The 12,352-nt window shown below is 40.6% G+C and carries 13 protein-coding genes, 2 tRNA genes and 1 pseudogene; 7 read left to right on the top strand and 9 right to left on the bottom strand.

Features of this window, described 5'->3' with window-relative positions; genetic code table 11:
- The first annotated feature begins 57 nt into the window (after positions 1-57).
- From C1A09_RS03605 to C1A09_RS03580, 6 genes are all read left to right on the top strand, one after another.
- On the top strand, positions 58-1,179 hold the full coding sequence (locus C1A09_RS03605) for an aspartate aminotransferase family protein (RefSeq protein ID WP_101542336.1): 1,122 nt from the start codon (positions 58-60) through the stop codon (positions 1,177-1,179).
- 123 nt (positions 1,180-1,302) lie between these two features.
- Positions 1,303-2,076, top strand: coding sequence for a pyrroline-5-carboxylate reductase (proC, locus tag C1A09_RS03600; protein ID WP_101542335.1), 774 nt, complete (start codon positions 1,303-1,305; stop codon positions 2,074-2,076).
- 60 nt (positions 2,077-2,136) lie between these two features.
- Complete coding sequence (locus C1A09_RS03595) at positions 2,137-2,688, top strand: helix-turn-helix domain-containing protein (RefSeq protein ID WP_101542334.1); 552 nt, start codon at positions 2,137-2,139, stop codon at positions 2,686-2,688.
- Between the two features lie 18 nt (positions 2,689-2,706).
- Complete coding sequence (locus tag C1A09_RS03590; protein WP_101542333.1) at positions 2,707-4,362, top strand: AMP-binding protein; 1,656 nt, start codon at positions 2,707-2,709, stop codon at positions 4,360-4,362.
- Between the two features lie 204 nt (positions 4,363-4,566).
- Positions 4,567-4,764, top strand: a complete 198-nt coding sequence (locus tag C1A09_RS03585) for a DUF2007-related protein (RefSeq protein ID WP_101542332.1) — start codon at positions 4,567-4,569, stop codon at positions 4,762-4,764.
- 200 nt (positions 4,765-4,964) lie between these two features.
- On the top strand, positions 4,965-6,176 hold the full coding sequence (locus C1A09_RS03580; RefSeq protein WP_101542331.1) for an acyloxyacyl hydrolase: 1,212 nt from the start codon (positions 4,965-4,967) through the stop codon (positions 6,174-6,176).
- A gap of 131 nt (positions 6,177-6,307) precedes the next feature.
- Here the strand turns inward: C1A09_RS03580 and C1A09_RS03575 are convergent.
- The 9 genes and pseudogenes from C1A09_RS03575 to prmC form a co-directional block, all read right to left on the bottom strand.
- Positions 6,308-6,493, bottom strand: a pseudogene (locus C1A09_RS03575) (thioredoxin domain-containing protein); the annotation flags it as partial.
- A gap of 138 nt (positions 6,494-6,631) precedes the next feature.
- Positions 6,632-6,841: an Arm DNA-binding domain-containing protein gene (locus C1A09_RS16625; protein ID WP_255419771.1), complete on the bottom strand. Its 210-nt coding sequence runs from the start codon at positions 6,839-6,841 to the stop codon at positions 6,632-6,634.
- A gap of 136 nt (positions 6,842-6,977) precedes the next feature.
- Positions 6,978-7,061, bottom strand: a tRNA-Leu gene (locus tag C1A09_RS03565).
- A gap of 13 nt (positions 7,062-7,074) precedes the next feature.
- Positions 7,075-7,147: transfer RNA gene (locus C1A09_RS03560), tRNA-Gly, on the bottom strand.
- 70 nt (positions 7,148-7,217) lie between these two features.
- Entirely contained in the window at positions 7,218-8,555 is a 1,338-nt protein-coding gene (gene argH / locus C1A09_RS03555) for an argininosuccinate lyase (protein WP_101542329.1), read from the bottom strand.
- Positions 8,556-8,607: 52 nt separating this feature from the next.
- The gene (locus C1A09_RS03550) at positions 8,608-9,018 is read right to left on the bottom strand and encodes an SRPBCC family protein (RefSeq protein WP_101542328.1); all 411 of its coding nucleotides are present in this window, start codon (positions 9,016-9,018) and stop codon (positions 8,608-8,610) included.
- A 93-nt stretch (positions 9,019-9,111) separates the two neighbouring features.
- Positions 9,112-9,750: an orotate phosphoribosyltransferase gene (gene pyrE, locus C1A09_RS03545; RefSeq protein WP_101542455.1), complete on the bottom strand. Its 639-nt coding sequence runs from the start codon at positions 9,748-9,750 to the stop codon at positions 9,112-9,114.
- 79 nt (positions 9,751-9,829) lie between these two features.
- Entirely contained in the window at positions 9,830-10,309 is a 480-nt protein-coding gene (locus C1A09_RS03540; protein ID WP_101542327.1) for a regulatory protein RecX, read from the bottom strand.
- Positions 10,306-11,142 (bottom strand): peptide chain release factor N(5)-glutamine methyltransferase, encoded by an 837-nt coding sequence (gene prmC, locus C1A09_RS03535; protein ID WP_101542454.1) that lies wholly within the window; start codon positions 11,140-11,142, stop codon positions 10,306-10,308. The genes C1A09_RS03540 and prmC overlap by 4 nt, the downstream gene beginning before the upstream one ends.
- 115 nt (positions 11,143-11,257) lie before the next feature.
- Between prmC and ribD the strand changes: the two genes are divergently transcribed.
- Complete coding sequence (gene ribD / locus C1A09_RS03530) at positions 11,258-12,307, top strand: bifunctional diaminohydroxyphosphoribosylaminopyrimidine deaminase/5-amino-6-(5-phosphoribosylamino)uracil reductase RibD (protein ID WP_101542326.1); 1,050 nt, start codon at positions 11,258-11,260, stop codon at positions 12,305-12,307.
- Positions 12,308-12,352: the final 45 nt, after the last annotated feature.

Here is a 12,352-nt window from a genome sequence, read left to right as displayed (position 1 = left end):
CATTGACAGGTGCTTTTATCGGAGCAACTGTTTATATAATATGTAAATTCTTTTAGTATGAAATTATTCGACGTATATCCCCTCTTCGACATAAACATTGTCAAAGGAAAGGGTTGCCATGTATGGGACGAAAAGGGTACAGAGTACCTCGACCTTTATGGCGGACATGCGGTTATCTCTATCGGACATGCACATCCGCATTACATAGAGATGATAAGCAAACAAGTAGCAACGTTAGGGTTTTATTCCAACTCTGTCATCAACAAATTGCAACAACAAGTGGCAGAGCGATTGGGAAAAGTCTGCGGTTACGATGACCATTCTTTATTCCTTATTAATAGCGGTGCCGAAGCTAACGAAAACGCTTTGAAACTTTCATCTTTCTATAATGGACGCACACGGGTAGTTTCTTTCTCGAAAGCTTTCCACGGACGTACCTCACTAGCAGTGGAGGTTACCAACAATCCTAAAATCATCGCTCCCATCAACGACTGCGGTCACGTAACGTATCTTCCGTTGAACGATATCGACACCATGAAGGCGGAATTGGCTAAGGGCGATGTGTGTGCAGTGATTATCGAAGGTATTCAGGGTGTAGGCGGTATCCAGCTACCAACAGATGAGTTTATGCAGGCACTGCGTCAGGCTTGTACGGATAACAACACCGTACTGATACTTGACGAAATACAAAGTGGATACGGACGTAGCGGTAAATTCTTCGCTCACCAATACAACGGTATCAAAGCAGATATTATAACTGTTGCCAAAGGTATCGGTAATGGTTTTCCGATGGCAGGGGTACTTATCAGTCCGATGTTCACTCCGGTTTACGGACAGTTGGGAACTACTTTCGGTGGTAATCATCTTGCATGTAGTGCAGCGCTTGCCGTATTGGATGTTATTGAGCAGGAAAATCTTATCGCTAATGCGGCCAAAGTAGGTGAACATCTGATGACAGAGTTGAAAAGGTTCCCGCAAATAAAAGAAGTCCGGGGACGCGGATTGATGATTGGCTTGGAATTTGAAGAGCCCATTAAAGAACTGCGTCTGAGATTATTGAAGGAACAACATGTGTTTACCGGTGTCAGCGGTACAAATGTGCTTCGTTTATTACCGCCGCTCTGTCTCAGTGTGGAAGAAGCAGATACATTCCTTGAACGTTTTCAAAAAGCACTTTAATATTTGACATGTAATCAGCCAGCAAAAGGAACGACCGAAAAAAGAATAATTTTCCATTTCGGTCGTTTTTTATAGAAAATATCTACCTTTGTCTGAAGACAACTTTTTAAATAACAAGATGATATGAAAACAGCAATTATCGGAGCAGGAAATATGGGTGGCTCTATAGCTCGCGGTCTGGCAAAAGGAACAATTATCCCCGCCGGGGATATCATTATCTCTAACCCTTCGCAAGGTAAATTGGATGCACTGAAAGTCGAGTTCCCAGCCATGCAAACCACCAATGACAACCAGGAAGCCGTAACCGGTGCTGAACTTATTATATTGGCAGTCAAACCGTGGCTCATCAAAAATACTCTGCGTGAGTTGAAACTCAAAAGTAAGCAAATTATTATATCTGTGGCTGCAGGTATCAATTTTGAAGAATTGGCACATTATGTAGCCGAACCAGAAATGACGATGTTCCGTATCATTCCCAATACTGCCATCAGCGAAATGGAAAGTATGACTCTCATTGCCAGTCGAAATGCGACTAAAGAGCAAGAACAACTACTGCTTGACATCTTCAACCAGATGGGGTTAGCCATGCTCATCCCCGAAGAAAAGTTTGCAGCTTGTACTTCCATGACTTCCTGTGGTATTGCATATGTACTGAAATACATTCAGGCAGCCATGCAAGCGGGTATTGAACTGGGAATTTATCCCAAAGACGGTATGCGCATGGTGGCACAATCAGTAAAGGGTGCAGCTGAATTGATTCTGAATAATGATACTCATCCCAGCATTGAAATCGATAAGGTATGTACTCCCGGCGGTATCACTATCAAAGGTATTAATGAACTGGAGCATGAAGGATTTGATTCAGCAATTATCAAGGCGATTAAGAAAAGTGTCTGATAATAAAACTCATAAAACATGACATTAAAAATTAAACATTAATCATTAAAAATTATCTTCATGGACGAACAAATCAAACAAATAGCAGAACGTCTGCGTGGATTGCGTGACGTTTTGGAACTGACTGCCGAAGATATCGCCCGCGATTGCGATATTTCCGCTGAAGAGTACCGCCTTGCAGAGACAGGAGATTACGATATCTCCGTCAGCATGTTGCAAAAGATAGCACGTCACTATGGCATTGCTCTTGACGCGCTGATGTTCGGCGAAGAACCGAAAATGAGCTCCTACTTCCTGACACGTGCCGGAAAGGGGACGAGCATTGAACGTACCAAAGCGTACAAGTATCAGTCTCTTGCCGCCGGTTTCATGAACCGTACCGCCGATCCGTTCATTGTTACCGTAGAACCGAAACCGGACGTGCCTATACATTACAATAGCCACAACGGACAGGAATTCAATCTTGTCTTGGAAGGACGAATGTTAATCAGCATCGATGGTAAAGACTTGATTTTAAACGAGGGAGATAGTTTGTACTTCAACTCTAAACTGCCGCATGGCATGAAAGCGCTCGATGGAAAAACAGTTCGTTTCCTTGCCATCATAATGTAAATATAACCTAACAAAGTTATGGTAGAAAGATTTTTATCACAAACGTCCTTCACTTCTCAGAAGGACTTCATCAAGAACTTAAAGATCAACGTACCGGACAATTTCAACTTCGGTTACGATGTAGTAGATGCCTGGGCTGCCGAACAACCCAACAAACCAGCTCTACTCTGGACAAATGATAAAGGTGAACATAAGCAATTTACCTTTGGTGATATGAAACGCTATACGGATATGACGGCTTCGTATTTCCAAAGTCTCGGTATCGGACATGGCGATATGGTGATGCTTATTTTGAAACGCCGTTTCGAGTTCTGGTTCAGCATTATTGCACTGCACAAACTTGGCGCAGTAGTAATTCCTGCAACGCACTTACTGACAAAAAAAGATATTGTGTATCGTTGTAACGCCGCAGACATCAAAATGATTGTCTGTGCCGGTGAGAATGTCATCACTGACCATATCATTGCTGCAATGCCCAATTCTCCTTCTGTGAAAAAACTTATTAGTGTAGGTCCTGAAGTCCCCGAAGGATTTGATGATTTCCATAAAGGTATAGAAGATGCCGCACCTTTCTTAAAACCGGAACATGTCAACAATAACGATGATATTTCTCTGATGTACTTCACCAGTGGAACTACAGGAGAACCGAAAATGGTTGCTCATGATTTTACTTATCCGCTGGGACATATCGTAACCGGAAGTTTCTGGCATAATCTGCACGAAAACAGCCTCCACCTCACTATCGCCGATACTGGTTGGGGAAAAGCCGTATGGGGAAAACTATACGGACAGTGGATTGCCGGTGCCAATGTTTTTGTATATGACCATGAGAAGTTTACTCCAGGTGATATCCTGGAAAAGATACAAAACTATCATGTCACTTCCTTATGTGCCCCCCCTACCATTTTCCGTTTCCTCATCCATGAAGACTTGACAAAGTACGATCTCTCGTCTTTACAGTATTGTACCATCGCAGGAGAAGCTCTGAATCCCGCCGTATTCGAAACATTCAAGAAATTAACAGGTATTAAACTGATGGAAGGTTTCGGGCAGACGGAAACGACTCTTACTGTAGCCACTATGCCATGGATGGAACCCAAACCGGGTAGTATGGGATTACCGAATCCCCAATATGAAGTAGACCTGATAGATCATGATGGTCGATCGGTAGAAGCCGGCGAACAGGGACAGATTGTAATCCGTACAGATAAAGGTAAGCCTCTTGGTCTGTTCAAAGAATATTATCGGGATGCCAACCGTACGCAAGAGGCTTGGCATGATGGTGTTTACTATACCGGTGACGTAGCTTGGAAAGATGAAGACGGTTATCTCTGGTTTGTAGGACGCGCCGACGATGTAATTAAAAGTAGTGGCTACCGTATCGGTCCGTTTGAAGTAGAAAGTGCGCTGATGACACATCCCGCCGTTGTGGAGTGTGCCATTACTGGTGTTCCCGATGAAATTCGTGGTCAAGTAGTAAAAGCAACTATCGTACTTGCCAAAGGCTACAAAACCCACACCGGAGAAGAGTTAATTAAGGAACTTCAAAATCATGTTAAGAAAGTTACCGCACCATATAAATATCCACGTGTCATTGAGTTCGTAGACGAACTTCCCAAAACAATCAGTGGAAAAATCCGTCGTGTGGAAATTCGTAAAAACGATGAGAAATAAATTCCTTTTTCCTTATTTGCAATATTGTTTCATCTCTTTACACAGATGGAACAATATTGTTATCCTTTGAGATTTTTCTATAACGTTTGCACAAAACACATACTTTTTTGAATAATTAGTATACCTCATATAGAGAGCAAGTCCCTATATTTGCGAATGAAATAAAACAGCAAAATAAACGTATACAATTAAAATTCAAAGCAAATGATTACAAGTAGAAAAATTTCTCAGATTAACGTCTTTGCCGGTAGCCCATGGGAGGCAGAAAGCGTAAAACAATTACTTAAATCTGCATATATCACCGTCTCAGCAGTGGATAAGGGGAGTGACATTCAGCTCTCTGTACCTTGTGAATACTACACCGTTGCCATGCGGATTATCAGTAGCAGAAGAACTCTCTAACAACACCAATACTCCCTGTCATTTTTCATTCTTGAATGGTGGGGAGTATCGGTTTACAACTATAAAGTTCTTTTATAGTATGAGCGATGATTTATTAACATAGCAAATCTATACTTTTTATGTGGATGAAAAGATAAAAAGATTATATTTGTAACATCATTTAAGCTATGTATTAATTCAATGAAGAACAGTACAGCATCATGAGTATTAAAACACGGACATGTAAAGTTACATATCTCTTACTAATTATACTTCTCTTGTCCGACACCATATCTGCACAAAACAAATATATCCACAGAATCGGTATAGAAGGCCGCCCGGGTTATATTTTCCCAACCAGTTCTTTTCTGCGAGGCGATAATAACTTGTGCAAATACTTGCAATCCACTTACTCGGCACACCTGAAGTACTCTTTCCAATTAAAACCGGGTACTGCCGCTGATAAAACTTATGGTGGCGCTTATCAAGGAATAGGTTTAGGTTATTTCGATTTCGGTAATCGTACGGAAATAGGAAACCCTATAGCCCTTTACTTATTTCAGGGAGCACGTATCGCAAAAATCACATCTCACCTTTCACTAAATTACGAATGGGGATTCGGTATGGCTTTCGGTTGGAAATCGTACAATTACTACGAAAATCCCAACAATACCGTTATTGGTTCAAAAATCAATGCTTATCTGAATGCAGGTCTTTATCTAAACTGGATACTTTCTCCACAATTTGATTTAAATGTAGGAGGATCAATGATTCATTTTTCAAATGGTAACACAAAATATCCCAATACCGGTCTGAATACAATAGACTTCAAGATTGGAGTAGTATATAACTTCAACCGTAAGATGGACGAACTGAAGTATCCATCACAACCAATATTAATTCCCGTCTTTCCGCGTCACGTCAGTTATGACCTAACCCTTTTCGGTTCCTGGCGGCGAAAAGCAGTCAATGTTGCAGGAGGACAAATTCCCGCCCCAAGTAAATATACAGTGGCTGGATTCAATTTTGCACCGATGTATAACTTTGGATATAAATTCCGAGCAGGAGTCTCATTAGATGGAGTTTATGATTCTAGTGCTAATCTATACGTAAAAGACTATATCAGTAGTGGAGGTGACAACGAGCAAGAAAAATTCGGCACACCATCTCTCGGCAAACAACTTTCTTTAGGTCTCTCCGCACGTGGAGAGTTTGTCATGCCCTACTTCAGTGTCGGTATCGGTTTCGGCGCTAATATACTCCATGGTGGTGGTGATCTCAAATCGTTCTACCAGATACTGATGCTTAAAATAGACATGAGTCGCAATACCTATCTACATATCGGATATAATCTGAAAGATTTTCATGAACCGAATTACCTGATGTTGGGTATCGGATATCGTTTTAATAATAACCGACCACGACTATTCTGATCATTATTTAAAGGTACTATAAGCAAATAACATAGTATTTGTTCTTAAAGTCTGATAAGTATAGGAATTCCTTAAAGGGATATAAACTCTTTAACAGCTCTTTCCAATCTTTCTAATGTCAATTTTCCTGACTACCTCCAAAGTTGTTCAGCTTTTCTAAAAAGAATAAAAGTAGGAGTACCATCAATCTTATAGAACTCAGCAAGTATACTTTCCTGATCTACATCTACTTGTAAAGCATCAAGCACCCCTTCCATCTCTTTCTTAAACTTCCCTTCCACAGATCGCATACGTTGTCAATGAGGATACCAAATTGCTATATCTCATAAGCTTCTCCTTCATATTATATCTGTACTAGTGCTGTAAAGATAAATAGTAGCCTCAATTAGTGTAGCAAGCAAATACTCTCTCTGCTCTGTAGTAAATTCAAGTATCTGTTCTGAATACTTCTGTTCCTACTCATTAATAACCTTTGATATCCGCTCACAATTAGGACTATTACGCTTAGATTTGTTCTTCTCAAAGTCCCAATACTGAGATTTTACAGAGATACCAAGACTTACATACTTCTTCTTACCACTCATACAAACACGAATCATGAGAGGATACTCACCATTACTAAGACCTTTAATTCTGTAAAACAACACATTAGCTGTAACTTTCATTACAATTTCGGTTTAACCCTTGGTTCAACTCAATAGTATAATTCCTGTTTAAATCCGTACTAATGCAAACATAAATCAGAATAATTCCTATAAAGAAAAAGCTCTGTAAATCAATGATTTACAGAGCTTAACCGAGTACTCGAAGCGGGACTTGAACCCGCACAGCCGCAATGGCCAAAGGATTTTAAGTCCTTCGTGTCTACCATTCCACCATTCGAGCATCCATAAAAGAGAGCGGAAAACGAGACTCGAACTCGCGACCCTAACCTTGGCAAGGTTATGCTCTACCAACTGAGCTATTTCCGCAGGTTTTTGGATAACGGGTGCAAAGATAAATAGTTTCCCTGTTACAGCCAAACTTTTTATCAGAAAAAAGTTAACCAAGCAGCGTCTTTTCCGCTACCTCCATTGTTTCAAAGTTAAATCCGTCTACTACTTTCTGCATCAATGCGGATATTTCGTCGTTACAGAGATTACCGATACTACCCTCATGTGTATGATGCACTTCTTTGCTATGGGAGAAATTTCCTGCCTCAATATCCAATCCGACTTTTTTGTAAGCATCTCGGAAAGGCATTCCCTCACGCGCCAAGCGATTGACTTCTTCCACACTGAAAATAAGCAGATATTTATCGTCATCAAGAATATGCTCATTCACCTTAATTTCATTCATTATATAAGTAGTCATTTGCAAGCAATCCTTCAATTCCTGAAAAGCTGGTAAAAAAACTTCTTTAATAATCTGCAAATCACGAAAATAACCAGAAGGCAAATTATTCGCAATCATCATAATCTGTTGCGGCAAAGATTGAAGTTTGTTACATTTAGCACGGGTCAGTTCAAAAACATCCGGATTTTTCTTGTGCGGCATAATACTGGAACCTGTAGTACAATCATCAGGCAGTTTCACAAAACCAAAATTTTGGCTATTGAACATACAAGCATCAAAAGCTAATTTAGAAATAGTACCGGCAATCGTTGCCAATGCAAAAGCTACATTACGTTCCATCTTACCACGCCCCATCTGAGCATATACAACATTGTAGTTCATAGAATCGAAACCTAACAGCTTAGTGGTCATTGTACGATTCAACGGGAAAGAAGAACCATATCCAGCAGCAGAACCCAACGGATTACGATTACACATCTTAAAAGCAGCTTGCAAAAAAAGCATATCGTCTACCAGACTCTCAGCATATGCACCAAACCAAAGACCGAAAGAAGACGGCATAGCTATCTGCAAATGAGTATATCCCGGCATCAATACATTCTTATAGCGTTCACTCTGTATCACCAGTACATGAAAAAGGTGTTCCACAGCTTCAGCTATTTCTTTTATCTGCGTACGGGTAAAAAGCTTCAAATCCAATAGAACCTGATCATTACGCGAACGCCCACTATGAATTTTCTTACCTACATTACCTAACTTACGTGTCAACATCAGCTCCACTTGCGAATGGACATCTTCTATTCCATCCTCTATAACAAACTCGCCCTTTTCAGCAGTAACATATATATTTTTAAGTTCGGCAAGCAACAGAGCCAATTCCTCACTTGTCAACAGACCGATACTTTCCAGCATCGTGATATGTGCCATGGAACCCAACACATCATGTTTTGCCAAATAAAGATCCATTTCACGGTCACGTCCTACCGTAAAGCGATCTATATCTTCATTTACCTGAACGGATTTTTCCCAAAGTTTCATAATCAATGTTTAATGATGAATGTTTTTACGATGAATGACAATGATAAACGACTCTATATTAATAATTAATCATCGACAACGTTTCCGCCATCTTCTCAAGCCCCTCTTGCAAAGGCTTTTGTACCATTGTCTTCATAAACGGATTTAGTTCCATACCAATAGTGAGCTTCATTTTACATTCACTCTCTGTAACCGGCACTATCTGTATCCACAGATTGAAGGGCAACGGTGAAGTAGTAGTTGCAAACTTGATACATTTACAGGGTTCTTTCTCTATAATCTGTAATACAATCTTTCCCACCGGAGGTACTTCTATCGACAGACTTTCTGCATCGAAACTTAAATTCTTCACCTTATCTTGCGGTAAATGATCTTTCACCTTCTCCAGATTATTTAGGTCAGAAAGTTTCCCATAAACAGCTGTTTGAGAAGCAGGTATCATCTTCACAGCACTTTCAAATTTCGTCATAATTCAATGGTCTTTAAAAGACAAAAAGAACTATCCGGACAGTAACTATCCGAATGGCTCTTTTGTCATATTATATCATTTATAAAGTAAATCTTATTTTCCGGCATCCCAATGTGCAGGGTCTTTACGCCATTCGTTCAGCGTCGCCACATCTTCCTCTTCTATATACCCTGTACGAAGTGCAACTTCCATCACAGCCTCATAATTAGTCAGAGTTACCAAAGGAACTTTTGCATCCTTAAACGCTTTTTCCGCAACAGGAAATCCGTATGTGTAAGCAGCAACCATACCAATAACCTCACAACCATCCCGCCGAATAGCTTCAACAGCTTTCAAACTACTTCCACCCGTAGAAATCAAATCTTCCACCACGACCACCTTCATACCTGGACGAAGCTCACCTTCAATCAGATTTTCTAATCCATGATCCTTTGGAGTAGAACGAACGTATACAAAAGGCAAATTCAACGCATCAGCGACCAACGCCCCCTGAGGAATAGCTCCCGTAGCCACACCAGCAATAGCATCCACCTGCCCAAAACGTTCCAAAACCAAACGCGTAATTTCAAGTTTCACAAAATTACGAAGGGAAGGATATGAAAGGGTTTTACGGTTATCACAATAAAACGGAGATTTCCATCCGGAAGCCCAAGTAAAAGGATTAGCCGGCTGTAGTTTAATCGCTTTTATCTTCAACAACTTTTCTGCAAACAATCTTTCTAAAGTTTTCATAGCAAAACTAACTATTATGATAAATATGGCACAAAAATACAGAAACGGAATGAGAATAAAAAAAGAAAGCGAATAATTTTTATTCAGGGTAATCATTTTCGTCAGAAAGCTCAAGACAATGACGAATATCTTTCATTTCAAATCCTCTGCTGAGCGCAAAGCGTATTAATTTTCCATTCAATTCATATTCATTTTCCGCATGGACACTTTTCCGTTTGGTCATCAACAAACCACGCAAAATAGAAAGGTATTCCTCACCTTCTATCTCATTAAGAAACTGCATATAAGTGCTCTGGGGTATTTTTTTCAATTGAAGAGCCTGACCAATTTTCACCTTCCCCCACTTGGCAAAACGGTATTTATCACTGATAAAAGCACGGCAAAAACGTTCTTCATCAATATATTTTTCTTGTTCCAAATGATTAAGGATACGATTGATAGCATCATATGGAATTCCCCAACGCTGTAATTTCTCTGTCACTTCCGCCCGGCAATGTTCCGCAGTGGAACAATATGCCGCCACACGACTTAAAGCATCTGATTCGGTAATTTCTGTCATCGTTCTGCAATTACAATCCGGTCGTTCCCGGAAATATCTTTTAATATCCGGAGATTACTGTATCCCTGCTCACGCAACATCGAGGCGGTTTCTTCTCCGAAAGCACGGTTAATTTCAAAATAAAGTTTACCACCGGGAACAAGCAACGTCCTACCCAATTCCGCAATACGGCGATAAAAAAGAAGAGGGTCATTATCAGGAACAAATAATGCCAAAGAAGGTTCCCAATCTAACACATTTCGTTCCATTTCACATTTCTCCCGCTCCAACACATAAGGAGGGTTACTGACTATCACATCATAACATTCCTCCGGCAAAGGCTGACAACCAAGTACATCATGCAAAACAAACCGTACATTACTCTTTAAAGCGACATTATTTTCACGCGCCACATCGAGCGCCTTTTCCGATATGTCCCAGGCTGTGACTTTAGCCTTGGGCAATTCCTTCGACAAAGAAACCGCGATACAGCCGCTTCCTGTCCCGATATCCAAGATACGAACATCCGCTTGAATTTCTTTCAGCATTAATTCCACCAACTCTTCCGTTTCCGGACGAGGTATCAACACTCCAGGAGCCACCTTGAACTCACGTCCCAAAAAATGTGCAATGCCTTGTACATATTGTATCGGCTCAAAATTACGCAATCTTTGCATAATGCCCTCTAGTTCATCAGCTTGTTTTGAAGATAAAATAATATCTTTGCCCAGATAATAATCCACCGTGCTCTGCCCCAGCAACTCACAACAGACAATGCGTGCAAGACAAGCAGCCTCTGTTGTAGAGTAGTACTGCTCCAAGTCATAGCGGATATCACAGATAGCTGTATTCATCGGAATATTTTTTTCGAACTGCAAAATTAACAAAAAGTATCGGAATACGCTACAAGTCAAATAAGGATATAAACGAACCTTATTAAAAAAGAAACAACTAAAAGAACAAAATATTATGAAGAGTGAAGAAGAAAAATACATGCAACGCTGCATCCAATTAGCACAAAACGGACTATGTAACGCGGCTCCTAACCCTATGGTAGGTGCAGTTATTGTATGTGACGGAAAAATTATCGGCGAGGGATATCACATACGTTGCGGTGAAGCACATGCAGAAGTAAATGCCATCCGTTCCGTAAAAGATGCGTCTTTATTAAAACGTTCTACAATTTATGTCAGTCTGGAACCTTGTTCCCATCATGGCAAAACACCCCCCTGCGCCGATCTTATCATAGCAAAGCAGATACCACGTATCGTCATCGGTTGCCAGGATCCTTTTTCCAAAGTTGCAGGACGAGGTATTCAAAAATTAAGAAATGCAGGCCGCGAGGTTATAATTGGTGTACTGGAACCAGAATGCCAGAACCTCATCCGCCGGTTCATTACCTTTCATACCCTACACCGCCCCTATATCACTTTAAAATGGGCTGAATCGGTAGATGGATATATAGATATTTACAGAAAAGACGGCAATCCTGTCGTACTGTCCAGCCCTCTGACATCCATGCTGGTACACAAAAGAAGGGCAGAACACAGTGCCATCATGATAGGTACAAATACCGCACAGCTGGATAATCCCACCCTGACTGTACGCCAATGGTACGGACACAATCCAGTACGTATTGTTTTAGACAGGAACCAATCGCTATCTCCTGAACTTCATTTATTCGATGGTAACGTACCTACGCTTGTATTCACAGAAAAAGCACATGCATCGTACCCCAATCTGGATTTTATCCCGATAAACTACCGGCAAGACATACTGCCCCAAATTATGGTAGTCCTTTATGAACGTGGTCTGCAATCCCTTCTCGTGGAAGGTGGCAGCACATTGTTACAATCATTTATCGATGCCGACTTATGGGATGAGATTTTCATTGAGAAATGTCCTCAAACATTACATTCCGGTGTTAAATCACCTGAAATGAACAATAAAATACCTTATGACACCGAGTTATCTTTCGACCGGGCTTTTCGACATTACACAACTGCAAAATTAGGCTAACAGCCTAATTTCACAGCCTTTTAATCGAGAAAAACGGGCATATTA

This window comes from Bacteroides cutis (assembly GCF_900241005.1).
Lineage (GTDB): Bacteria > Bacteroidota > Bacteroidia > Bacteroidales > Bacteroidaceae > Bacteroides > Bacteroides cutis.
This window is presented reverse-complemented; position numbering and strand designations above follow the sequence as displayed.